The sequence below is a fragment of the Nocardiopsis sp. iso_25 genome, assembly GCF_056173305.1.
Window position 1 is genome coordinate 2,878,482 of sequence record NZ_CM149667.1, and the last position, 22,794, is coordinate 2,901,275.

Below are 22,794 nucleotides of genomic sequence, written 5' to 3' on the forward strand. Positions count from 1 at the left end.
CCGCGGAGGTGCCGGACGGCCGCTCCTCCGACGCCGCCCACGCAGGACCACACCAGCCACACCAGCCACATCCGGCCCCTCCGGGCCGTTCAACGACTTACGGAGACACACGATGACCCGATCACCCCTCTCCCGCACGGCGCGCGGTGCGCTGGCCGCGGCGGCCTCCCTGGCCCTGGTCACCTCCTGCGCCGCGGACCCGGCCGACACCCTGGCCGAGACGGGGTACTTCCTGGACCTGTCCGACGAGCCGATGGCCGCCTCCACCGTCGGGTTGGCCACGGTCGAGGGCGAGCCCTGGACCTTCGCCGACGTCGCGGACGACCGCCTCACCCTGCTCTTCTTCGGCTACACCAGCTGTCCGGACGTGTGCCCGATGACCATGGCCGAGATCAACCTGGCCCTTGACCAGGCGGGGGAGGAGGCCGGGGACTACGACGTCGTCATGGTCAGCACCGACCCCGAGCGCGACACCGACGAACAGCTGCGCTCGTGGCTGGACCGCTTCGACCCCGCATTCCAGGGGGTGCGCGGGGACATCGACGCCACGGTCGACGCCGCCGCGGACTACGGCATCCCGGTCGAGGCGCCCCGGGAGACCGAGGGCGAGTACCTGGTCTCCCACGGGGGCCGGATCGTCGTCCTGCTCCCCGACGGCAGAGCGGCGGGCATGTTCGACGAGGGCACCGAGGCGGACCAGATCGCCGAACTACTGCCCGAGCTCAGGGATGCGCTGCTGTGACGGGGGACGCGCACCGGCCGCCCCGCTTCTCCCGGCGCGGCCTGCTCACCGCCGTGGGGGCGGCGGGGACCGCCGGAATCGGCGCCGGAGGGCTGACCGGGTACGCCTCCGCCGCCGCGGTCGCGGAGGAACGGGACGCCCTCGCCCTGAACCCCGCCCGCTCCAGGGGCGGTCCGCGGGAGGGACGCCCTCCCGCGCTGCTGACGCCCGCGCCCGCGCACGTGCGGGTGGTGGCCGTGGACGTGGACGCCCGGGAGGCGGCGGACGTGCGCGGGGCCGCCCGCGAGGTCCTCGGGACCTGGAGCCGTGAGGCCCGCTCCCTACACGAGCGGGGACCGGCCGCCCTCGGGGAGGGCGCGCCCTCCCAGGGCCTGCACCCCGCCTCGCTCGGGGTCACCCTCGGAATCGGCCCCTCCCTGCTGGAACGCGCGGGCCTGGCCGACCGTCGCCCGCCGCACATGGAGGACCTGCCCGCCTTCGACTCCGACCGCCTGGTCCCCGCCTGGTGCGGCGGCGATCTCATGCTGCACGTGGGAGCCGAGGACCCCCTGGTCCTCAGCTCCGCGGTCGACCACCTGCTGCGCGCGGCCCGGGGCCGCGCCAAGGTCCGCTGGTCCCTGTCCGCCTTCCAGCGGTCGGCCGCGGCCGCCGCCGACCCCGCCGCCACACCGCGCAACCTCATGGGCCAGATCGACGGAACGGTCAACCCGCGCCCCGACGAGGCCCTGTTCGACGCCCAGGTCCTGGCCTCCCACACCGAACCGTCCCTGGCGTGGATGGACGGGGGGTCCTACCTGGTCGTGCGGCGCATCCGCATGCTGCTGGACGACTGGTTCGCCCTGCAGACCCGACGGCGCGAGGCCGTCATCGGACGCCGCCTGTCCGACGGCGCGCCCCTGGGCGGGGACCGCGAGCACGACCGGCCCGACCTGTCGGCCCGGGACGGCGCGGGGGAGCCGGTCATCGCCCGTGACGCCCACATCAGGCTCGCCAGTCCCGAGAGCACGCTGGGGGCGCGGATGCTGCGCCGGGGCTTCAGCTACGACCTGGGCTGGGACGCCGACGGCCGCAGGCAGGCGGGCCTGCTCTTCACCGCCTGGCAGGCCGATCCGCGCACCGGGTTCACGGCCGTGCAGCGCAACCTCGACGAGGGCGGGGACGCGCTCGGCGCCTACGTCAGGCACGAGGGCAGCGCCCTGTTCGCGGTGCCGCCGCTGCGGGAGGGGGAGCCGCATGCGGCGCACACCCTGCTGTGAGAACGGGGGGTTCGGGAACCGGAGCGGTTCCCGCGACGACATCACGGTCGGGCCCGGCAGCGGAGCCCGACCCGACGCAGGGGAGGAAGAGGCAAGTGAGGACCATGCCGCGTACACGGGCTGACAGGCGACGTCTCGCACGCCGCGCCGCACCGGCGGCCCTGGGGGTGCTGCTGTGCGTCACCGCGTGCGGGGGCGGGCAGGGCGGCTCCGGGGAACCGGCCTCCGCCGCACCCGCGAGCGAACGGGGCCGCACCGAGGCCGGGCACCTGCTGGTGTCGGACGCCTGGATGCCCGAACCGGCCAACCCGGAGGTGGGGGTGGTCTACCTGCGCGTGTCCAACTCGGGGAAGTCCGACGACGCCGTCACGGGGGTGTCCACCGACGCCTCCGAGGACGCCGACCTGTGCAGCACCGAGACCGCCGACTCCGGGTCCGCGCGCATGCGGGTCGTGGAGGAGATCCCGGTTCCGGCCGGGGGAGCTACCACCCTGGTCGAGGGCGGCTACCACGTCATGGTCAACGACCTGCCCGAGGCCCCGGTCGTCGGGGACGAGGTCACCGTCACCCTCTCCTTCGCCAGCGAGGAGGAGGTGGCGGTCACCGTTCCGGTGGAGCCGATGACCGCGCGGAGCGGGGAGAGCGGCTCCGGGCACGAACACCACCACTGAGCCCACCGCTCCGTGCCGGTCCGGGGGGCGGCCGCCCGGCGCGGCGACCGCCCCCCCGGCCCCGGGCCCCGGCCAACGGGTCAGGCGGACCCGTGGCCGCCCGTCACAGGTTCCGCGCCCCGGACGCGGGCGCGCCCGCGGACCCGGGCCCGGCCTGCCCGCCGGTGCCCGGAGCCCGACCGCCCGGCGCGGAGCCCCCCGAGGCACGTGACCAGGCCCGCCACCCGAGGACGGCGTCCACGGCCAGGAACACCAGCAGCGAGGCCCCCAGCAGCGGCACCGCCCAGCCGACCAGGGCCAGGGCGGCCACCGCCGCGACCTTGGACAGCGGGGGAAGGGCCGCGAAGGAGCCGCGCGGGTAGGGACGCCCCACGCCCAGGGCGCGGGACCGGGTGGGGCGCCGCTGCCACCACATGCGGTAGCCCAGCACGATGACGGCGATCAGCCCCGCGGCCAGGGCGGACAGCACCAGCTGGTTCGGAACGCCGAACAGCACACCCATGTGGGCGTCGATCCCCCACCGGCTCAGCTTGGCCATGACCGGGTAGTCGGCGAAGCGGACCACGTCGGTGACCTCGGCGGTGTCCGGGGCGACGGCGGCCGAGTCCACCCGCGTCGGCCAGCTCCGGTCGATCTGGCTCACCACGTAGGGGGAGGTGTGGTCCTCGGGCAGGGCCACCTCGACGGGGCCGTCCAGGCCCGCCTCGCGCGCACTGGCCAGGACGGCGTCCACGCCCGCGTCCACCCCGGGCGAGGCCACCGGCGCCTCCGTGGACACCGCGGGGGTGCTCCAGTCCAGCCGCTCGCGCAGGTCGCTGATGTTGGCTCCGGCGTACTGCGACCACGTCATCCCCGTCGCCGACAGGAACAGCAGGCCCACCAGCAGCCACAGGCCGGTGGCCCCGTGCACGGAGACCGACCTGGACCGCCCCCCGGAGGTGCCCGCGCCGGGCAGCAGCAGGCGCCGCAGGCCCGCGCGCGGGCGCCGGTTGCGCGCCGCCCACAGGACGACACCGCCCAGGGCGACCACCCACATCCAGCTCGCCGCCAGCTCGCTGTACAGGCGTCCGACGTCGCCCAGGTGCAGGCTGCGGTGCAGGGTGTCGACCCACGTGCGGGCCGGGAGGGCGCCGCTGGTGCCGTAGGTCTCCATCACCCCGAGCACCTCGCCGCCGTAGGGGTCCACGAACACCGTCATCCTGTGGCTGGCCTCCAGCCCCGGCACGTCGAACAGCACCCGGGTGGAGTCCTCCGCGCCGGTGGCCGGTCGCACCGCGTCGAGTTCGGCGTCCGGCAGCTCCTCCCGGGCGACGCGCACCTGTGCGTGGAGCGGGATCGGTTCGCCGGAGGGCTCCACCCGCAGCTGTTCGGCGTAGACCGCCTGTTCGATCTGGGGCGTCCACACGTACAGCAGTCCCGACACGGCGGCGACCAGTACGAAGGGGGCGACGAGGACCCCCGCGTAGAAGTGCAGGCGCAGCACCAGGGGCCGCAGCGCCGCCCAGGTGCCGCGCCGTCCGGGCTCCGCGCGCGTCCCGTCCTGCGGGGGCGCGTTGTCTTCCTGTCCCATGGGGCTGCTCTCCTCGTGGCTGGCGCGACCGCTCCGACGGCACCGCGGTGCTCCCCGGCCGGTGCGGGGCGCGCCGATCGTGATGGTTTCCTCCTGTTCGGGTCGTCCCGGAGGGCGGGGGAGTTCCCGGCGGGGGCGATTTCCCCGGCAGCCGCGCACGGGCCGCCGCGCCCCCGGCGGCCGGGGGCGGACGTGCTGCCGGTCCGCGCGGCGCGGGGCGTACGGCCGCCCCGCGCCGTCAGGGGGTCAGAAGGAGTAAGCCGGTCGCCCCGTCTCCGGCGGCGGTGGCCTCACACTCCGTCGCGCGCGGTCGGCGGGGCCGGGGCGCGGCGGGAGTGCGCGCGGTGCGCCACCGCGAGGGAGGACGCCACCAGCAGGAGCGCGAAGCTGCCGACGAGGGCGGCCCGCAGGCCGAGGAGGGCGAGCAGGCCGCTCACGGCGATGATGCCGAGCGAACTCGCGGTGCGCAGGAGCGCGAACATCTCCGCGCGGCGGTCCGGCGGTGCGAGCCCGTCCAGGGCGAGCGAGTAGAACGTGCCCAGCATCGGCAGGAAGAGCCCGATGACGGCCGCGCCGGTGAGCGTCAGGGAGAGGTGGCCGCCGACCAGGACCAGCACGGAGCCCGCGGTGGTCGCCGCGAGGAAGGCGACGACCTGCCAGGGGGCGGGCGTGCGGTTGCGCACGCTCACCCAGACCCCGCCCGCGACCGAGCCCGCGCACAGCACGAGGGCGAACAGGAAGGCCCAGCCCGGTTCGAGTCCGAAGGACAGCGCGAAGGAGACCGCTCCGACCTCGACGGCCGCGACCGCCCCCGCGCTCGCGGTCGCGCAGAACAGCCACAGGAACACCGAGCGGGGGATCGGCATCCGTACGCGGGGCGCCTCACCGCCCTGCGGCCCGCGGGCCCCGGGCACGCGCGGCATCAGGAGCAGCGGGCCCACGCCCAGCGCGGTGACCGCCGCCATGGCCCAGACGGGCGAGACGGCGCCGAGCACCGAGGCGAGCGCGGGGGACAGCGCGAAGCCGACCTCGTTCAGCGTCGCGGCCACGCCCAGCGCGCGGGGGAGCCCGGACGGTTCCACGAGGTGGTTGAGCAGGAGCCGCTGGTAGCCGTACGCGGCGCCGTTGACGGCCCCCGCCGCGGTGACCGCTACCAGGAGCAACCCGAAGGGGGCCTGTACCGCCGCCAGCACGGTGACGGCGGCGAGCGCGAGCGTTCGGACGGCGATGAGCGCGCGCAGGTAGTGGACGCCGTTGAACCGGCGGCCCATACGGGACACGGGGACGGCGCCGAGCACCTGCGCGGCCGTCATGGCGAAGACCAGCGCCGCGCCGGACTCGGCCGTGCCGGTGATGGGGAGGGCGAGCAGGGCGAAGGCGATGGGGGCGGCGGCCTGGGGCACGCCGAACATCCCGTACCCGACCTGCCAGCGCACGACGTCGAGCCGGGAGCGCGACGCGCCGGTGTCCCGCCCGGGCGGCCTCGCCTGGGTCCGTGCCATCAGGGCCTCGCATCCTCGCGTTCGCACGCGGTGGGGGTCGGCCCGGGGCCGAACAGGGCAGACGGTGGGCAGTATAGTGCTCACTGGTGTGACCGTCGACGGAACTGCTGAGCGAGGACGCGTGGCCGAGCGGATACGACCCGAGGTGGCCGTCCTCGTGGGCAGGCGCATCCGCTCACTGCGGTCGGAGGCGGGGCTGAGCGTCACGGGGCTCGCCGAGCTCAGCGGGGTCAGCCGACGCATGCTCACCCAGGTCGAACTCGGCCAGGCCAACCCCAGCCTCGCGACCGTCGACCGGCTCGCCGCCGCGCTCGGGACGACGTTTCCGGCGCTCGTCGGACTCCTCCCGGATCCCTCGCCCGACGGGATCGAGGTCTGGTCGACCCCGAACGGGAGCTGGGCCTACCTCCTCAAGGCGACCGAGACGCCCCAGGTGTCGGTCGAGCTGTGGAAGTGGCACATCGCCGGGGACGACGGCTACCGGGCGGCTCCGGCGGCGGGCGCCCCCGACTCCATGGCGCACGTGGTGCGCGGTCGCCTCCGTGTCCGGTCGGCTTCGGGCGACCTGTCGGTGGGCGAGGCCGAGTCGACGCGGATCGGGAGCGGCTCCGGGCACACGTTCGAGGCCGCCTCGGACGCGGTCGACTTCCTCTGGGTGGTGACGGTTCCCCGCACCGGCGGCTGACGGGCGGCGCCTCGGGAGCGGTCCGCTGCCCGACCGGCAGGCCCGACCCCCACCGAGGCGGCGGAGACCGGGCCCGTACGTCGGCTCACAGGCCCTCGCCCAGAGCGGCGACGACCTCGGGAGGGTAACCGGCGGCGGCCAGGGGGGCGACCACGTCCCGGTCCAGGTCGGGCAGGTAGCCGAACAGCACGTCGGCCGGGCCCTCGATCTCCACCCCGCCCACCGCGGCGGGCAGCAGCAGCGTCCGGGCCCGGCCCAGCTCCCCGCGCCAGTCGCCGCAGCGCACCCGCACGGGCGCCCCGACGTTGGTGAGGACCTGCGCGGTGGCGAACGTGTGGCGCAGGGGCTCGGCGGTGCCCGCGTGCCAGCGTTCGAGCGCGAAGTGCGGCCCGGCGCAGCAGAACACCCGCTCCACGCCGTCGCCGACCCCGATCCTCAGCCCCGGATGGAAGTCGGGCCTGTGCTCCGGCCGTACCTGGGCCATCAGCGCCTCCAGGTTCGCGCGCCACCGCTCGTCCGGGACCGGCGAGCCGTCCTCCATGTCCCAGCGCATCGCGTGCTGCTGAACGTCGGAGGTCTGCTCGATCTCGTAGACCAGGGTCCGGGGGCCGAAACTGTGCACCGTGCCGCCCGGAACGTAGACCGTCTCTCCGGGCCGCACCGGCAGGCGGCGCAGCACGGCGTCGAAGTCCTGGTCGAGCAGCGCCCGGCGGAGCTCCTCCCCGGTCACCCCGCTCCTGACCCCGCACAGCGCGGTGGCGCCGGGAGGCGCGTCGAGGATGTGCCAGGCCTCGGTCTTGCCGTTGGGCTGCCCCTCCAACCGCCGGGCGGTGGCGTCGTCGGCGTGCAGGTGCACCGGCAGCGTCCCGGAGGCGTCGATGAACTTGGTCAGCACCGGGAAGACCTCCCCGGACCAGCCCTCGCCCACCAACCCCTCCGGCCACTGCGCGACGAGCTCGCGCAGGGACAGCCCCGCGAGGGGCCCGTCGAGCACCGTGCTGCCGTTCCCGTCGACGTCGCTGACCTCCCAGGTCTCCGCGATCGCCCAGTCGGGCAGCCCCTCCCGGCCCAGGTGGCGGGCGATGGCGTGGCCGCCGAACACCAGCTGCCGGGCCGGAGCGCTCACACGCAGCGGGTACCAGTCCACGGCCGTCCCCGTCACAGGACCGGCTTGCCGCCGGTGACCGCGATGCGGGCGCCGGAGACGTAGCTGGACTCGTCCGACGCCAGCATCACGTACACCGGAGCCAGTTCGGACGGCTGCCCGGCGCGGCCCAGCGGTACCTGGGAGCCGAAGCCCTCCACCTGCTCGGGCGGCATGGTCGAGGGGATCAGCGGGGTCCAGATCGGTCCCGGCGCCACGGAGTTGGCCCGGATGCCCTCGGGCGCCAGCATCTGGGCCAGGGTGGCGGCCATGTTGGCGATGCCCGCCTTGGTGGCGTTGTAGGGCAGCAGGGTGGGCGGCGGGGCGTCGGAGTTGACCGACGTGCTCGCGATGATTGAGGAGCCCGGCCGCATGTGCGGCACGGCGGCCTTGGCGAGGTGGAAGAACGCGCTGAGGTTGACGGCCAGGGTGTGGTCCCACTCCTCGTCGGGGATCTCCTCCAGCGTCTCGTGGGTCATCTGGAAGGCGGCGTTGCTGACCAGGACGTCCACCCGGCCGAACTCCTCCACCGCCTTCCCGACGAGGGCGCGGCACCGGCCCGGGTCCGCCAGGTCCCCGGGGAACAGGACGGCCCTGCGGCCCGCCTCGCGCACCCAGCGCTCGGTCTCCCGCGCGTCGTCGTGCTCGTCCAGGTAGCCGATGAGCACGTCTGCGCCCTCGCGGGCGAAGGCGATGGCCACCGCCCGCCCGATGCCGCTGTCGGCGCCGGTGATGACGGCGGCCTTCCCGTCGAGCCGCCCCGACCCCCGGTAGGACTCCTCGCCGTGGTCGGGTCTGGGGTCCATGGCGTCGGTGCGGCCGGGCGGGGTCTGCTGCTGTGACGGCTGGGGCACGAGGTCCTCCCGTAGACGAAGTGACCACAAGGCTACGTTCCGTGCGCGCCGGTGGCGGGGAGGGGCGCGGCGTTCCCGGTGAAAGCCGGGCCCCGCGCCGGGTGCCTCCCCGGGGACCGGGTCCGGGGCCGCGGCGGCGCCGGTTCCGACGCCACCGCGCGGATCGCCGCGGAACTCCCCGCGGCCCGCTCCGGCGGTGCGCCCACGGACGTGACCGCCGGTCAGCGCATTTCCTGGGACCGGTCTCCGGGACCGGCCTCCGGGACCGGCCTGTCGCCGCGGGTCCGGATGTCCTAGGGTGTGTGGTCCGTTCCGTGAACGCCGTACGAGGAGGTGGTCGTGATGGGGCTGTTGACCTAGCCGCCCGCCCGGAGGGTCCGGGAGAGGGCGGCGGGTTCCGGAAGGAACGAGATGTCCCGTACGGACAAGACCAAACCGCTGTGGGTGCGCCAGCGCGAACACGGAGCGGTGGCGCTGCACGACCACAGCCACGGACCCTGCGACCTGCCGCCGGAGCCGACGCGTGCGACGCCCGACACGCGGTGCCAGTGGGCGCACCCTGATTCGGTGCCGATGGGCCACGAATGCTGTTCCGGGTGCCAGAAGCGCGGATGCACCGCGGACTGGCAGCAGTACGTCAAAGCCGGCAACCGCAGGCGCCGCCACGCTGACCGCCTCCTGACGCACCGCTGGGTGCGCGAGGCGAACAGCCGCTGAGGGGGCTCTTCCGCGTCCCTCCGCGCGGGTGCGTCCGTTGCGCGGAGGGCGCGGTCCCCTCCCCACCCGGCGGGCCCCGGCGGCCGGAGGGCCGCCACGCGCCCCGCGTAGGGGAGAACCCTTCGGAGGGGGCTTCTCCGGCGTTATATTCCAGTACTAGAATGCGTGCGTGGAGCTGACACCCGCCGAACTCACCGTCCTGGGCCTGGTCATCGAGCGCCCCCGACACGGCTACGACCTGGGACAGGCCATCGAGCTGCGCGGTGTCCGCCAGTGGACCGACATCGGCTTCTCCTCGATCTACTACCTGCTCGCCAAACTGGAGAAGCGGGGCCTGGTCCACGTCCCGCAGGCCCCCGCCGCCGCGAAGTCGCGCCGGGTGTTCCACGCCACCGACACCGGAAGGCGGGCGGCGCGGGACGGCGCGCTCGACCTCATCCGGCGGCCCCGGCCGGTGGCCCACCCGCTGCTGGCGGGCGTCGCCAACCTGCCCCTGCTCTCCGGACGCGAGTACGCCGACGCGCTGCGCGCCCGGCTGGCCGGGGTGGAGGAGCGCATCGCCGCGGTCCGGGAGGCCGAGCGGGCGCAGGCGCCCTCCGCGCTCGCGGCGCGCGAGGTGTTCTCGTACTCACTGAGCCTCCTGGAGGCGGAAAGGTCGTGGCTCGCCAGCCGAGTCCAGGTGCCCGATGACGGACAAGACCGACTTCAAGAAAAGCCTTGACGCCTACCGGGCGCGGCGGGACCGGTTCCGGATCACGCACGTGCCGGACCTGAGCTACCTCATGGTCGACGGCCACGGCGACCCCAACACCTCACCGGCCTTCACCGAGGCGGTCGAGGCGCTCTACCCGGTGGCCTACAAACTCAAGTTCGCCAGCAAGCGCGACCTCGGGCGCGACTACGTGGTCATGCCCCTGGAGGGCCTGTGGTGGGCCGAGGACATGGACGCCTTCACGGCGGCGCGCGACAAGTCGCGGTGGGACTGGACGATGATGATCATGGTCCCGGACTGGACCGACCAGGACATGTTCACCGCCGCCGTGGAGCAGGTCGCCGCGAAGAACAGCCCCGCGCGCCTCGGCGACGTCCGCATGGAGACGCTGTCCGAGGGCCGCTGCGTGCAGACGCTGCACGTGGGCTCCTTCGACGACGAGGCGGACGTGCTCCGGCGGATGCACCACGAGTTCGTCCCCGGCAACGGGCTGCGCATGGTCGGCAGGCACCACGAGATCTACCTGAGCGACTTCCGCCGGGCCGCGCCGGACAGGCTGCGCACCATCCTGCGGCAGCCGGTCGCCGCCGTCTCCGGGAGCGGGGCCGGGCCCGCCGCCTCGGACGGGTGAGCGGCGCAGCCCGCCCCCGGTGCCCGGGGCGGCCCGCCACCGCGTTCCGGGGCCCCTCCTCCCAGTCGGGGCGGGTCCCGTGCACGTCCCGTTGTCCCCGGCCGCCGATAGTGTCCCGCCATGAGTCACGCGCTGACGACCTACGTGGTCGACCTCGACGTCCTGCACGGCTCCGTCGGGTCGGGGGACGACAAGCTGCGCCGCATGATCGGCGGCCGGTTCAAGCAGCACCTGGCCCACTTCGACGCCCAGTTCGACCACGTCGCCGACGCGGGCGGCCCCGGCATCCGCGACGCGATCCGCGCGGTCATCGAGGGAGGCCCCTTCGACGACCGGCACGGCACCGTGTACGGCTACGCCTACAAGTGGATCTGCGAGTTCCACGGCCGCGCCCTGTTCAACAACGACTTCTCCCCGATGAGGTTCGGGTGGCTGGAGACGGTCGACGCGGGCCTGAACGCACTGGGCGTGACCGCGGTCGGCGTCGAGGAGTTCAGCTTCGGCGGCGCCCCCTCGCCGATCCCGGCGCCCGAAGACCTGCCGGGCTACGGCGAATGGAGCCTCACCGAGTGCCGCAAGGCCCTCGAACAGTGGGAGGCCGCCACCGGCGAGGGCAGGGCCGCGCTCGACCCCTCCGTGCTGAGCGCCGCCGAGTCCTGCGTGGACTGGTACAGGACCGCGGTCGCGGCGGGCCGGGGCGTGGCCGGTTTCTTCCACTGACCGGCGGCCGGACCCGCCGGACCTCCGTCTGAGGGGTTCCGGCAGGGCCTGCCGCTTTCCGGCGGGTCCTGCCTAGCCTGGTGTTATGGACAAGAAGACCGTGCGCGAGTTCCTGGTCACCAGACGAGCGCGTGTGACACCTGAGCAGGCGGGGATTCCGGCCTACGGGGACGACCGCCGGGTGCCCGGGCTGCGCCGCGAGGAGGTCGCGATGCTCGCCGGGGTGAGCATCGACTACTACACCCGCCTGGAGCGCGGCAACATCGGCGGCGCCTCCGACAGCGTGCTGGAGGCGGTCTCCCGGGCCCTGATGCTGGACGAGGTCGAGCGCGCCCACCTGTTCGACCTCGCGCGCGCCGCCTCCGGTGCCCGGGCCCGCCCCGCCGAGCCGCCGGTCCCGGCCGAGCCGCCGGTCCCGGCCGTGCGGCCCTCGGTGCAGCGGATGCTGGACGCGATGGACACACCCGCCGTCGTGCACAACGCCCGCCAGGACCTGGTGGCCGCCAACCGCCTGGGCCGGGCCCTGTACGCGCCGCACTTCGACACCGAACGGCGCCCGCCCAACATGGCGCGGTTCATCTTCCTGGACCCCCGCGCCCGCGACTACTACGTCGACTGGCCCCTGGCCAGGCGCACCACCGCCGCGAGGATGCGCCTGGAGGCTGGGCGCAACCCGCTGGACGGGGAGCTCACCGCGCTGATCGGGGAGCTGTCGGCGCGCAGCGGCGTCTTCGCCCGGGACTGGGCCCGCCACAACGTCCACAGCCACCGCACCGGCACCAAGGCCTTCCGCCACCCCGACGTCGGCCTGGTCGAGGTCACCTTCGACGTGTTCGAACCGGCCGGTGAGGAGCGGTTGTGGATCGTCACCTACACCGTCGAACCCGGCACTCCCTCGGCGGACGCCTTCGCCCTGCTGGGCACCCTCGCCGCCACCCGCGCGGAGGCCGACGGCGGGCGCGGCGGGACCGAGACCGGCGTGGACCAGCCCGACCGGCCCTGAAAGGGCGCTGAGGCTGCTCCGGCCGGTCGGCCGCCCCGGCGGCGGGGGAGCGGCCGACCGGCGCGCCGTGTTCCTCGACCGGTCGGGGTCCGGCCGGATTCGTCCGCCCGGACCCCGACCGGCGCGCCGGGCCCTCCGGGCGGGGTCACACCGTCAGGAGGGTCTTGACCGCGCGCCGCTCGTCCATCGCCCGGTAGCCCTCGGCGGCCTCCTCCAGGGGCAGGGTCAGGTCGAAGACCCTGCCCGGGTCGATCTCGCGGTCCCAGATCCGCCGGATCAGGTCGGGCAGGAACCGGCGCACCGGGGCGGGGCCGCCGTGCAGGTGCACGGCGCTGAAGAAGAGCTCGTCGCCGGGGAGCTGTACGTCGTGCGAGACGCCGACGTAGCCCACATGGCCCCCGGGGCGGGTCGAGCGGATGGCCTGCATCATCGACTCCTGCGTGCCGACCGCCTCGATCACCGCGTGCGCGCCGAGCCCGCCCGTGAGCTCCCGGACCCTCTCCACGCCCTCGTCGCCGCGCTCGGCGACGATGTCCGTGGCCCCGTAGAAGCGGGCGAGTTCCTGCCGGTCCGCGTGGCGCGACATCGCGATGACGCGCTCCGCGCCGAGCTGGCGGGCGGCCAGCACCCCCATGAGGCCCACCGCCCCGTCCCCGACGACCACCACGGTCCGGCCCGGGCCCGCCTGGGCGGCGTCGGCGGCGAACCAGCCGGTGCCCAGGACGTCGGACGCGGCCAGCAGCGAGGGGATCAGCTCCGGGTCCGGCCGCCCCGGCGTGGCGACCAGGGTGCCGTCCGCGTACGGGATGCGGGCCCGCTCCGCCTGGGTGCCGATCGCCCGGGCCACGAAGGAGGCGTGCACGCACCTGGACTGGTAGCCCGCCCGGCAGATCTCGCAGGTGTTGTCGGAGATGACGAACGAGCCGACGACGAAGTCGCCGACCCCGATCTCGCGCACGTCCGCGCCGGTCTCCTCGACCACGCCGACGTACTCGTGCCCCATGACCTGGTGGTCGGCCGGTTCCACGCCCCGGTAGGGCCACAGGTCCGACCCGCAGACGCAGGTCGCGGAGATCCGGATGACCGCGTCGGTGGGCTCGATGATCCTCGGATCCTCGCGTTCCTCGACCCGCACGTCCCCTGGCTGGTACATCACTACACCGCGCACGGTTCCCCCTCGTGTTCGTGTGCCGTGCGGTGGGCCCCGCCGCTCCCTCGGGCTTCGCTGTTCCCTCCGGCCCCAGCGCTCCCTCGGGCTTCGCTGTCCCCTCTGGCTCCGGCGTCCCCTCGGACCCCGGCGCCCGCTCCGGCCCCGGTGCTCCCCGGGTACCCACCGTCCGACCACGGTAGACGTCCGGACCCGGCTCCTGGGAGGGCCTGTCACATCCCCCCCGACGACTGTTTGCCACCCATGGGGGAACCGGTGCCCAACGCGAGTCCCCGCGTGCCCGGCTCCGGGGCGGCGGCCGGGGACGCTCCGGGGTCCGGCCGCGCCCGGCCCCGCCGCCCTACGAGGGGGCCTCGCCGGGGACGGGGAGGGGCTCGGGGCGCTCCGGCGGCTCGGCCGCCGCCCCGTGCCCGGCGCCGCCGGGAGGGGCGCTCCGGGTCGGATCGGGACTCCCTGTTGCTCCAACATATCAACGAGCGTTAGTTTGTTGGTATGTCCTCCGACTCCTGTGAACTCCTCTGCCTCGACCTGCCCCAGGCCGAGGCCGTCCGCGCCCGCGTGCCCGCCGACGGGGACGTCCGGTCCGCCGCCGACCGGGCCCGGGCCCTGGCCGACCCCACCCGGCTGCGCGTCGCCCGCGCGCTGGCGGTCGGCGACGAACTGTGCGTGTGCGACCTGGCCTGGGTCTGCTCCGCCTCGCAGAACCTCGTCTCCCACCACGTGCGCCAGCTCCGCACCGCCGGTCTGGCCTCCTCCCGGCGCGAGGGCAAGCTCGTCATGTACCGCCTCACCGACGCGGGGCGCGCTCTGCTGGCACTGCTGCTGCCCGACCCCGAACCCGCCGTGAGGGAGGGCTGACCCGTGTCCGACCTGTGCTGCGGCGACGACGGGGCGCCCGAGTCCCGCCGGGGCCGCCCGACGCCGAACCCGGCACCCGCGCCCGTGCCCCGGGCCCCCGCCTCGGTCACCTGCTCCTGCTGCTCGGGCGGTGACGCCCGCGGGCGCCCCCGGGCGGTCACCGCCGACGGTGCTTCCGACGACGGCCACGCCGGTGCGGGGACGGCGGCCGACGACGGCTGCGGCGACCCGACCTGCGGCGCGGACGCCCCGGAACCGGAGGAGAAGCCGGGCGCCTGGTGGGACTCGGCCACCGTCCGGTGGGCGGGCCTGGCGGGTGCCCTGTGGCTGTCCGGGCTGATCGCGCAGTGGCTCACCCCGGTCCCTGCCGTGCCGACCGTGCTGTTCGCGGGGGCCATCGCGGCGGGAGGACGGACCTTCGTCCCCGGCACCCTGCGCGCCCTCGTCCGCGGAAAGTTGGGCGTGGGCACGCTGATGACCGTGGCCATGGCCGGAGCCGTCCTGCTCGGCGAGGTGGGCGAGGCCGCGATGCTCGCCTTCCTGTTCTCCCTGGCCGAGGCGCTGGAGGACCACGCCGTGGCCCGCACCCGCCACGGCCTGCGCGCCCTGCTCGACCTGGTCCCGCCCCGGGCCACCGTGCTGCGCGAGGGCCGCGAGGCCGCCGTGGAGCCCGCCGAACTCGTCGTCGGGGACCTGCTCCTGGTCCGGCCCGGCGAGCGCGTCGCCACCGACGGCACCGTACGCGCGGGCCGCTCCACCGTGGACACCTCCACCGTCACCGGTGAGTCCGTCCCCGTCGAGGCCGTCGAGGGGACCGTGGTGTTCGCCGGTACCGTCAACGGCGGCGGCGCCCTGGAGGTCGAGGTCGGCGCCCGGGTGGCCGACAACTCCCTGTCCCGCGTCGTGCACATCGTCGAACGCGAGCAGGCGCGCAAGGGCGCCGCCCAGCGCCTGGCCGCCCGGATCGCCCGCCCCCTGGTGCCGGGCATCCTCGTCGCCGCGGCCCTGATCGCCGTCGCCGGTTCGCTCTTCGGCGACCCGGAAGTGTGGGTCGAGCGCGCCCTGGTGGTGCTGGTGGCCGCCTCCCCGTGCGCCTTCGCCATCGCCGTCCCGGTCACCGTGGTCGCCGCGATCGGCGCGGCGAGCCGGTCGGGCGTGCTGGTCAAGGGCGGGGCCGCCCTGGAGGCGTTCGCGACGGTGCGGGTGGTCGCCCTGGACAAGACCGGCACCCTGACCCGCAACGCGCCCGCCGTGGTGGCCGTGGTGCCCGCGCGCGGGCGCACCCGCGAGGAGGTCCTGGCCCCGGCCGCCGCGCTGGAGGCGCGCAGCGAACACCCGCTGGCCGCCGCGATCCTGGCCGCCCACCCCGACCCCGTGCCCGCCCGGGACGTGGAGGCGGTGACCGGGAGCGGTCTGACCGGCACCTCGGCCGACGGCACGCCCCTGCGGCTCGGCCGTCCCGGCTACGTCGACCCCGGGCCGCTGGCACCGGAGGTGGCCCGACTCCAGGAGTGGGGCGCCACCACCGTCCTGGTCGAGGCGGACGGCCGTCTGGTCGGCGCCGTCGCGATCCGCGACGAACCGCGCGAGGAGGCCGCCGAGGCGGTCGCCGCCCTGCACCGCATGGGCGTGCGCACCGTGATGCTCACCGGCGACAACGAGCGCACCGCCCGCGCCCTGGCGGCGCGGATCGGCGTCGACGAGGTCCACGCCGACCTGCGTCCCGAGGGCAAGTCGGCCCTGGTCGGCGCCCTGCGCCGCCACGGGCCGGTGGCGATGGTCGGCGACGGCGTCAACGACGCCCCCGCCCTGGCCACCGCCGACACCGGGGTGGCCATGGGCGCCATGGGCACCGACGTCGCGATCGAGACCGCCGACGTCGCCCTCATGGGCGAGGACCTGCGGGTGCTGCCCCGGGCCCTGGCCCACGCCCGTCGGGCCCGGAGGGTCATGCTCCAGAGCCTGCTGTTGTCGGGGGCGATCCTGCTGCTCCTCATCCCGCTGTCGGCGTTCGGGGTGCTGGGCCTGGCGGCGGTCATCCTCATCCACGAGCTGGCTGAGGTCCTGGTCATCGCCAACGGGGTGCGCGCCGGGCGCCGTGCTCCGGCCGCCGCTCCCCCTCCCGTTTCCTCCGGCCTGGAAGCCGCGCGGACGCCGGAGCGCAGGTGAGAGCCGCCGCGTTCCGGCTGCACCCGGCCCGAGCCCTCTAATGCATACATCAATGCATGCATCACTTACCCTGGGTCCATGTCCTCCCTGCCCGTGCTCCCCTGGGAGCGCCCCGACGACCGATCGCCGCTGAGCTACCGCCTGGCCGCCGACACCGCGCGCGCCGTCATCGAACGCCGGCATCCCGCCGGAACCCTGCTCACCGAGACCGACCTGGCGGCCGCCCACGGCGCCAGCCGCACCCCCGCCCGGGAGGCCATGCTCAGCCTCCACTCCTGGGGGCTGGTGCGCCTGCTGCCCAAGAAGGGCGCGATCGTCTCCGAGGCCACCCCGCGGGAGCGCCGCGACCTGCTCGCGCTGCGCGCGGTGCTGGAGGTCGAGGCCGTGCGCACCCTGGCCGCGGACCCGGGGCGGGGGAGCGGACCGGCGACCGGCCAGGAGGGCGGGCTGACGACCGGCCAGGAGGGCGGACCGGCTGCCGGAACGGAGACCGGACCGGTTGCCGGACTGGCGGCCGACCTGGAGGTGATCCTGGCCCGCCAGCGCGCCGCACTGGAGTCCCACGACGTCCTGGACTTCGCCGGGGCCGACTACGCCTTCCACGCCCGCGTCATCCAGAGCGGGGGCAACCACGTCGTGGCCGAGCTGCTCGACACCCTCGGGCCGCGCTGGGCCCGGCTGACCTACCTCGCCGTCACCGAGAACCCGCCCCGGCTGGAGACCTTCCTGCGCGAGCACGAGGGGCTGACCGCGCGCGCCCTGGCCGGGGACGCGGAGGGGTTCTCCGCGCTGGTGCGCTCCCACATCGAGTACGGCCACTTCACCGACGGGGGCCGCCCGTGAGCACCCGTACGCGCGCGGGGGCGCCCTGGCTCAGGACCGTCCCGGCGGTGTTCCTCATGGCCTGGGGCGGCAACCACTTCACCCCGCTGCTGCACCTGTACGAGCATCTGGGCGGCTACGCCGTGTGGCAGGCCAACCTGCTGCTGGGCATGTACGTCGCCGGTCTCGTCCCCGGCCTGCTGCTCGCCTCGGCCCTCTCGGACAGGCACGGCCGCAGGCCGGTGCTCCTGGCCGGGATGGTCCTGGCCCTGCTCGGCAGCGCCCTGCTGGCCGCCGGGCTGCCCTTCTTCGGACTGCTGTGCGCGGGCCGGGCCCTGGCCGGAGCCGGGGTGGGTGTGGCCATGTCCGTGGGCACGAGCTGGATGAAGGAGCTGTCCGCGCCGCCCTTCGACCACCGGGCGGGTGCCACCGCGGGGGCGCGCCGACCCTCCCTGACCCTCACCCTGGGCTTCGGCGTCGGCGCCGCGGTGACCGGCCTGCTCGCCCAGTGGGGACCGGCCCCGGCCCTGACCCCCTACCTGGTGCACGCGGCGCTCGGCACCGCGGCCCTGGTCGTGGCGGCCACGGCACCGGAGTCGCTGCCCCGGGAGCGGCGCACCGCCCAGGCGTGGTGGCGCGACCTGCGCGTCCCGTCCGCCGGGCACCGCCGGTTCACCCGCCTGGTGCTCCCGGCCGCCCCCTGGGTGTTCGCCGCCTCCGGTGTGGCCTACGCGATCATGCCCGCGATCTCCCAGGACCGGCTGGGGGACTGGACCACGCTGTACGCCACCGCCCTGACGGTGCTCACCCTGGGCGCGGGCGCGGCGGTGCAGAACCTCGTGCCCTGGATCGACCGGCGCACCGGCGGGCGCGCCCTGGTGGTGGGCCTGTCCCTGATGTCGGCGGGGATGGTCCTGGCCGTGGTCGCGGCCCTGCTGGCCCACCCAGTCCCGGCGCTGCTGGTGGCCGTGGTCCTGGGCGCGGCCTACGGCGTCTGCGTCGTGGCGGGGCTGCTCCACGTCCAGGCCGTGGCCACGCCCCGGGACCTGGCCGGTCTGACCGGGGTCTACTACTCCCTGGCCTACACCGGTTTCCTGCTGCCCACCCTCCTGGCCGTGCTGCTGCCCGTCGCGCCCTACACGGTGTCGCTGTCGGCGGTGGCCATGGTGTGCCTGGCCTGCCTGGTGGCGGTCGCCTTCGGGGTGCGCGCCGTGGGCCGCGACGCCGCCTCCACCGGCTCGCCGGTCCGGGAACAGGCGGGCCGGTCCTAAGCGCGGGCCGCCGCACCCGCCTCCCCGGTCGGGCGGGGCGTCGGGGCCGGTGCACCCGACGGCGCGGACGTGACCGAGGTCGGGGCCGGTCGGCGGGAGGTCCGAGGGCTGGCCGCTTGTGGCCCGTCCGGAAGCGGACAGCCGATCCGCTGGCCGTCCGCGCGGCGGCGAAAGGCCCCCGTGCGACGGGCGACTTTCGTAGGGGGTCGGCTCCCGCGATCGACGTTTCGTCGGGGGGCGGGTTGGTCCCCGCGGTCGATGCCCCGGCGGGGACGGCCCCCCTAGGTTCGTGTGTGACGGCACACAGAGGCGTGGTCACACGCACGACCGAAGGGATGGAACGGACATGGCCGGCATCAGCGGGAACCGGAACGGACGGAGTCGGGGGCGGACGGTGGCGGTCGCGGGGGCGGTGGGAGCCGCGTCGCTGCTCGGTCCGCTGGCGCTGGCGGCTCCCGCGTCCGCCGTCATCGGCGGGGACGACGCCACCGAGGAGTACCCGTTCGCGACCGCCCTGTTCAACGACCAGGGGCAGCACTTCTGCGGGGGTTCGCTGATCGACGAGCAGTGGGTGCTCACCGCCGCCCACTGCTCCGACTTCGACCTGCTCGGGGGGTCGGAGAGCATCTCCGTGCGGGTGGGCAGCAACAACATCGGGGAGGGCGGCAGCGAACGCGAGGTCGTCGAGGTGGTCCAGCACCCGGACTACGTCGCGGAGGATGTCAGCGACGACCCCGACTACCCCAACTCGTTCCTCCTGGTGCGCAAGGACATCTCACTGCTCAAGCTGGACTCCCCGGTCGAGCAGACCCCCGTCCGCCTCGCCGAGGAGTCGCCGGAACCGGGCGATGCGGTGCGCGCCCTGGGCTGGGGCGTGGTCGACGAACTCGGCCAGGAGCCCAAGCCGGAGATCCTGCAGCAGCTCGACACCGAGATCGTGCCCGACGACCGCTGCGCGGAGATCGACGGCGAGCTGTGCTCCGAGCACCCCACCGAGGAGGCGCAGGTCTGCTCGACCGATTCCGGCAGCCCCATGGTCCGCGGTGGGAAGGGCGACTGGGAGCTGGTCGGCCTCACCAGCCGCGACGGTGACTACGACGAGAGCGTGGCCTGCGTGGGTCCGTGGGTCTTCACCGAAACGGCGAACTACGCCGACTGGATCGCCGACACGGTCGGGAAGTAACCCGGCCTTCGGACACCGGCGGCGCCCCGGCGCGCGGGGGCGGCGGCAACGCCCCCTCCCGGGCGGACCGGGGTGCGCGCCGTGGCCGCTTGTGGTCCGTCCGGAAGCGGACAGCCGATCCGCTGGCCGTCCGCGCGGCGGCGTCCCTAGTGTGACCGGTGGATCCCGCCCCGACGCAGAAGGAGACCGATGATCCGCCGACTGCTCGCAGCCGCAGCCCTCGCCGCCGTCGCCGCACTCGCCCTCGGAGCCCCCGCTTACGCCGACTACCACGCCACCGACCACCCCGGCGGCGGTGGCATCGGTGACCCGGTCGGCGGGATCACGGTCCCCGGAGGCGGCATGGGCGACCCCGTGTAGGTATCGCCACGACGCCCCGTTCCCGTTCACCCGGCGGGAGCGGGGCGTTCGCGTGCGCGGGGCGCTCCCGCGAGCGGAGGCGGACCGGCGCGCACGGGACCGACCGGCGCCCCGCTCCCCGCGCCCCGCTCCCCGCGCCGCGGGTCCGTGCCGACCGGCGGCCGCGTTCTGCCCCGAAATCACGGTCTCGCCCGGCCTTCCTCGGTACGGTCGAACCCTCAGGCCGAGCGCATCCCGGAGGTCACGTGCAGCCCTTGTCCCTCGCCCAGATCGCCGCCGCCACCGGCGGCCGGGTCACCGACGCCGATCCCGAGACCCAGGTGACCGGGGTCGCCTTCGACTCCCGCGAGGCGATCCCCGGGGACCTGTTCGTCGCACTGCCCGGACAGGGCCGCGACGGACACGACTTCGCCCCGTCCGCCGTCGAGGACGGGGCGGTCGCGGTGCTCGCCGCCCGCCCGCTCGGCCTGCCCGCCGTGGTGGTCGAGGACCCCCTCGCCGCGCTGGGCGCCTGGGCCCGCGCCCACGTCGAGGCGCTGGCGGAACTGGACGTGATCGCGGTGACCGGCTCCTCCGGCAAGACCTCCACCAAGGACCTCATCGCCCAGGTCCTCGACCGCGCCGGAGCCACCGTCTTCACGCAGGGGTCGTTCAACAACGAGATCGGCCTCCCGCTCACCGCCCTGGAGGCCACCGCCGACACCCGCCACCTGGTGGTGGAGATGGGCGCTCGCGGCCAGGGGCACATCGCCTACCTCACCGGCATCACCCCGCCCCGGATCGGGGCCGTGCTCAACGTCGGCACCGCGCACGCCGGGGAGTTCGGCGGCCCGGACATGACCGCGAGGGCCAAGGGCGAACTGGTCGAGGCGCTGCCCTCCGCGGCCGAGGGCGGCGTGGCCGTGCTCAACGCCGACGATGCGCGGGTGGCCGCGATGTCCGCGCGCACCAAGGCCGAGGTGGTCACCTTCGGGGTGGAGCGCGTCGCCGACGTGTACGCCACCGACGTCGCCCTCGACGGGCAGGGCAGGGCCTCGTTCACCCTGCACACCCCGGCCGGGCAGGCCCCGGTCCGCCTTCAGGTGGTGGGGGAGCACCAGGTGCCCAACGCGCTCGCCGCCGCCGCGGTGGCCGGGGCGGCGGGGATGGACGTCGACCAGATCGGCAGGGCGCTCACCGCGGCGGTGCCGGTGTCGGAGGGGCGGATGCGCGTCACCGAACGCTCCGACGGGGTGACGGTGGTCAACGACGCCTACAACGCCAACACCGACTCCACGAGCGCGGCGCTGCGCGCGCTGGCGCACCTGGGCCGGGGGAGCGGCGGACGCACGATCGCCCTGCTCGGGGAGATGCGCGAACTCGGTGACAGTTCGGAGCGGGAGCACCGCAGGGTGGGCGCGCTCGCCGCGTCGCTGGGCATCGACGTGCTGGTCGCGGTGGGCCGGGCGGAGGCGCACGCACTCGCGGGCGAGTACGGGCCCGGCGGTCAGGTGGTCGCGGACAGGGCCGAGGCCGGGGAGTGGCTGGAGCGGTACGACCTCCGGGCGGGGGACGTGGTGCTCGTCAAGGGCGCCAACTCCCTGAAGCTGGGGGAGCTCGCGGAAGCCCTCGCGGCCCGGTAGGCGACCGGGGCCGGGCGGGGCCGCCGCGGGCGCCCCGACCGGCGGGGCACCCGCGGCCGCCGTCGCCGACCCGTCGGCGGATGCGCCACAATCACCCGATGACCGACGACCGCTTCATGCTGATCCACGACCCGGAACTCCAGGCCAGGGGTGAACGCGTCCTGGGCGCGGAGTTCCGGGCGATGAGCGAGAGGGTGCTGCGGGCCACGGAGCTGACCTCCCGCCTCAACGTCCTGCCGTTCGACGACGAGGAGGGGAGGGCGGCGCTGTTCGAACAGATCCTGGGCCGCCCCCTCCCGGCGCGGGTGACGATCTATCCACCTCTTTACACCGACCACGGCCTGCGCCTGGAGTTGGCCGAGCGCGTCTTCGTCAACCAGGGCTGCACGTTCCTCGACTACGCGGGCATCCGGCTGGGCGAGGGCGTGATGGTCGGCCCGAAGGCCACGTTCATCACGGTGGGCCACCCGGTGGACCCCGGCGAGCGGCGCCGGTTCCTCAGCGGCGCGCCCATCGACGTGGCGGAGAACGTGTGGATCGGCGCCGGTGCGACGATCCTGCCCGGCGTCAGCATCGGCCGCGACGCCGTCGTGGCGGCCGGGACGGTCGTGGCCGACGACGTTCCGGCCGCGAGCCTGGTGGCCGGACCCAAGGGCACGGTGCGCCGACGCTGGTAGCGCCGGACCCCTCAGCCCGGACGCACGTTGCCCAGGAACCGCTCCACGGCGATCTCGATGACCACCCGGCCCGGGTTCTCCCTCGGGGTCTTGTAGCGCTCGCCGTAGCGGCGCACCGCCTCCGCCACCCGCTCGGGGTCGTCGGAGACCGTCGCGGAGCCCTCCACCGTGCACCACGCGCGCCCCTCCACCTGCGACACCGACACCCTGGCGCCGGGGTGGGCCGCGAGGTTGCGCGCCTTGTAGCTGCTGCCCGAGGAGATCACCCGCACCAGGCGCGCTTCGGCGTCGTAGGTCGCCCCCACCGGGACCTGGTGGATGGACCCGTCCGGGCGCGGTGACGCCAGCATGCACAGCCGCCGCTGCGCCCAGAACCGCGTGAACTCGTCCTCGTCCATCCTGTCCCCCCTGGTCCGACCGCCCCCAGCATCCCACCGCCATGCCCCGCCCCTCCACC

The 22,794-nt window shown here is 75.1% G+C and carries 23 protein-coding genes; 17 read left to right on the top strand and 6 right to left on the bottom strand.

Translation table 11 applies throughout. The features are described from left to right. Positions 1 to 112: 112 nt before the first annotated feature. The 3 genes from AC0VX6_RS12455 to AC0VX6_RS12465 all read left to right on the top strand — a co-directional run bounded on the left by AC0VX6_RS12455 (position 113) and on the right by AC0VX6_RS12465 (position 2,669). On the top strand, positions 113 to 742 hold the full coding sequence (locus AC0VX6_RS12455; RefSeq protein ID WP_274977680.1) for an SCO family protein: 630 nt from the start codon (positions 113 to 115) through the stop codon (positions 740 to 742). After that, a complete protein-coding gene (locus tag AC0VX6_RS12460; RefSeq protein ID WP_475468743.1) occupies positions 739 to 1,998 on the top strand; it encodes a Dyp-type peroxidase in 1,260 nt (419 codons plus the stop codon). Before AC0VX6_RS12455 ends, AC0VX6_RS12460 begins: the two co-directional genes overlap by 4 nt. Before the next feature lie 104 nt (positions 1,999 to 2,102). Continuing rightward, on the top strand, positions 2,103 to 2,669 hold the full coding sequence (locus tag AC0VX6_RS12465; RefSeq protein WP_475468745.1) for a copper chaperone PCu(A)C: 567 nt from the start codon (positions 2,103 to 2,105) through the stop codon (positions 2,667 to 2,669). A 103-nt stretch (positions 2,670 to 2,772) separates the two neighbouring features. On the opposite strand, the gene AC0VX6_RS12470 is transcribed toward AC0VX6_RS12465, so the two are convergent. Next, positions 2,773 to 4,239, bottom strand: a complete 1,467-nt coding sequence (locus AC0VX6_RS12470) for a PepSY-associated TM helix domain-containing protein (RefSeq protein ID WP_475468746.1) — start codon at positions 4,237 to 4,239, stop codon at positions 2,773 to 2,775. Between the two features lie 290 nt (positions 4,240 to 4,529). Further along, positions 4,530 to 5,741 carry an MFS transporter gene (locus AC0VX6_RS12475; RefSeq protein WP_475468748.1) on the bottom strand — a complete coding sequence of 404 codons (1,212 nt, stop codon included), beginning with the start codon at positions 5,739 to 5,741 and terminating at the stop codon, positions 4,530 to 4,532. Between the two features lie 88 nt (positions 5,742 to 5,829). Here AC0VX6_RS12475 and AC0VX6_RS12480 point away from each other — a divergent pair, with 88 nt between their 5' ends. Next, positions 5,830 to 6,426, top strand: a complete 597-nt coding sequence (locus AC0VX6_RS12480; RefSeq protein WP_274977685.1) for a helix-turn-helix domain-containing protein — start codon at positions 5,830 to 5,832, stop codon at positions 6,424 to 6,426. An 85-nt stretch (positions 6,427 to 6,511) separates the two neighbouring features. Here AC0VX6_RS12480 and AC0VX6_RS12485 read toward each other — a convergent pair whose 3' ends face one another. Together AC0VX6_RS12485 and AC0VX6_RS12490 are read right to left on the bottom strand one after the other, a co-directional pair. Beyond that, positions 6,512 to 7,588: a class I mannose-6-phosphate isomerase gene (locus AC0VX6_RS12485; protein ID WP_475468749.1), complete on the bottom strand. Its 1,077-nt coding sequence runs from the start codon at positions 7,586 to 7,588 to the stop codon at positions 6,512 to 6,514. Continuing rightward, positions 7,585 to 8,424: an SDR family oxidoreductase gene (locus AC0VX6_RS12490; RefSeq protein WP_274977687.1), complete on the bottom strand. Its 840-nt coding sequence runs from the start codon at positions 8,422 to 8,424 to the stop codon at positions 7,585 to 7,587. The genes AC0VX6_RS12485 and AC0VX6_RS12490 overlap by 4 nt, the downstream gene beginning before the upstream one ends. A 411-nt stretch (positions 8,425 to 8,835) precedes the next feature. Here AC0VX6_RS12490 and AC0VX6_RS12495 point away from each other — a divergent pair, with 411 nt between their 5' ends. The 5 genes from AC0VX6_RS12495 to AC0VX6_RS12515 all read left to right on the top strand — a co-directional run bounded on the left by AC0VX6_RS12495 (position 8,836) and on the right by AC0VX6_RS12515 (position 12,207). Then, positions 8,836 to 9,141 (top strand): hypothetical protein, encoded by a 306-nt coding sequence (locus AC0VX6_RS12495; protein WP_274977688.1) that lies wholly within the window; start codon positions 8,836 to 8,838, stop codon positions 9,139 to 9,141. Positions 9,142 to 9,310: 169 nt separating this feature from the next. After that, positions 9,311 to 9,862, top strand: coding sequence for a PadR family transcriptional regulator (locus tag AC0VX6_RS12500; protein WP_475468751.1), 552 nt, complete (start codon positions 9,311 to 9,313; stop codon positions 9,860 to 9,862). Continuing rightward, positions 9,828 to 10,484 carry a GyrI-like domain-containing protein gene (locus AC0VX6_RS12505; RefSeq protein WP_475468752.1) on the top strand — a complete coding sequence of 219 codons (657 nt, stop codon included), beginning with the start codon at positions 9,828 to 9,830 and terminating at the stop codon, positions 10,482 to 10,484. Before AC0VX6_RS12500 ends, AC0VX6_RS12505 begins: the two co-directional genes overlap by 35 nt. Positions 10,485 to 10,604: 120 nt before the next feature. Continuing rightward, positions 10,605 to 11,204, top strand: a complete 600-nt coding sequence (locus AC0VX6_RS12510) for a DUF7691 family protein (protein WP_475468754.1) — start codon at positions 10,605 to 10,607, stop codon at positions 11,202 to 11,204. 85 nt (positions 11,205 to 11,289) lie between these two features. Next, positions 11,290 to 12,207 carry a helix-turn-helix transcriptional regulator gene (locus tag AC0VX6_RS12515; protein ID WP_475468756.1) on the top strand — a complete coding sequence of 306 codons (918 nt, stop codon included), beginning with the start codon at positions 11,290 to 11,292 and terminating at the stop codon, positions 12,205 to 12,207. 145 nt (positions 12,208 to 12,352) lie between these two features. Here AC0VX6_RS12515 and AC0VX6_RS12520 read toward each other — a convergent pair whose 3' ends face one another. Further along, the gene (locus AC0VX6_RS12520; protein ID WP_274977693.1) at positions 12,353 to 13,375 is read right to left on the bottom strand and encodes a zinc-dependent alcohol dehydrogenase family protein; all 1,023 of its coding nucleotides are present in this window, start codon (positions 13,373 to 13,375) and stop codon (positions 12,353 to 12,355) included. A 492-nt stretch (positions 13,376 to 13,867) separates the two neighbouring features. On the opposite strand from AC0VX6_RS12520, the gene AC0VX6_RS12525 reads away from it, so the two are divergent. The 8 genes from AC0VX6_RS12525 to AC0VX6_RS12560 all read left to right on the top strand — a co-directional run bounded on the left by AC0VX6_RS12525 (position 13,868) and on the right by AC0VX6_RS12560 (position 22,337). After that, on the top strand, positions 13,868 to 14,233 hold the full coding sequence (locus tag AC0VX6_RS12525; RefSeq protein WP_212640156.1) for an ArsR/SmtB family transcription factor: 366 nt from the start codon (positions 13,868 to 13,870) through the stop codon (positions 14,231 to 14,233). Between the two features lie 3 nt (positions 14,234 to 14,236). Then, positions 14,237 to 16,402, top strand: coding sequence for a heavy metal translocating P-type ATPase (locus tag AC0VX6_RS12530; protein WP_475468757.1), 2,166 nt, complete (start codon positions 14,237 to 14,239; stop codon positions 16,400 to 16,402). Between the two features lie 78 nt (positions 16,403 to 16,480). Next, entirely contained in the window at positions 16,481 to 17,245 is a 765-nt protein-coding gene (locus AC0VX6_RS12535) for a GntR family transcriptional regulator (RefSeq protein ID WP_475468759.1), read from the top strand. Continuing rightward, positions 17,242 to 18,495, top strand: a complete 1,254-nt coding sequence (locus AC0VX6_RS12540) for an MFS transporter (protein WP_475468761.1) — start codon at positions 17,242 to 17,244, stop codon at positions 18,493 to 18,495. The genes AC0VX6_RS12535 and AC0VX6_RS12540 overlap by 4 nt, the downstream gene beginning before the upstream one ends. Positions 18,496 to 18,841: 346 nt before the next feature. Beyond that, on the top strand, positions 18,842 to 19,678 hold the full coding sequence (locus tag AC0VX6_RS12545; protein ID WP_475468763.1) for a S1 family peptidase: 837 nt from the start codon (positions 18,842 to 18,844) through the stop codon (positions 19,676 to 19,678). Between the two features lie 189 nt (positions 19,679 to 19,867). Continuing rightward, positions 19,868 to 20,038, top strand: coding sequence for a hypothetical protein (locus AC0VX6_RS12550; protein WP_475468765.1), 171 nt, complete (start codon positions 19,868 to 19,870; stop codon positions 20,036 to 20,038). Between the two features lie 245 nt (positions 20,039 to 20,283). Further along, entirely contained in the window at positions 20,284 to 21,660 is a 1,377-nt protein-coding gene (locus AC0VX6_RS12555) for a UDP-N-acetylmuramoyl-tripeptide--D-alanyl-D-alanine ligase (RefSeq protein WP_475468766.1), read from the top strand. Positions 21,661 to 21,758: 98 nt separating this feature from the next. Next, entirely contained in the window at positions 21,759 to 22,337 is a 579-nt protein-coding gene (locus AC0VX6_RS12560; protein WP_475468768.1) for a DapH/DapD/GlmU-related protein, read from the top strand. Between the two features lie 11 nt (positions 22,338 to 22,348). Here the strand turns inward: AC0VX6_RS12560 and AC0VX6_RS12565 are convergent, their stop codons facing one another. Continuing rightward, a complete protein-coding gene (locus AC0VX6_RS12565; RefSeq protein WP_019607553.1) occupies positions 22,349 to 22,735 on the bottom strand; it encodes a pyridoxamine 5'-phosphate oxidase family protein in 387 nt (128 codons plus the stop codon). Positions 22,736 to 22,794: the final 59 nt, after the last annotated feature.